Raw genomic sequence first — 267 nt, 5'->3', positions numbered from 1 at the left:
GCCGCGCGCGCCGCCAACGACGCCCTGCCCTTCCTGCGCGCCGCCGAGGCCGTCGAGATCGTGGCCGTCGCGACCGAGGCCGAGATCCACGCAAGCCTCCCCGGCGCCGAGTTCGCCCCCCACCTCGCCCGCCACGGCGTGCGCGTCGCCGTCACCGACCTGCCCCGCGCCGGCGACGTCGCCGACACCCTGCGCGCCCAGGCAGGCCGCCTGCGCGCCGACATGATCGTCATGGGCGCCTACCATCACGCCCGGGTCCGCGAATTC

1 pseudogene is annotated in these 267 nt (G+C 77.2%); it reads left to right on the top strand.

What is annotated here, in order from left to right:
• A pseudogene (locus AX737_RS34265) lies at positions 1–267 on the top strand (universal stress protein); the annotation flags it as partial.

The organism is Methylobacterium sp. CCH5-D2, assembly GCF_001556475.1.
GTDB classification, from domain to species: Bacteria; Pseudomonadota; Alphaproteobacteria; order Rhizobiales; family Beijerinckiaceae; genus Methylobacterium; species Methylobacterium hispanicum.
Note: the sequence above shows the minus strand (reverse complement) of the source record. Positions and strands in the feature narration are given on the sequence as shown.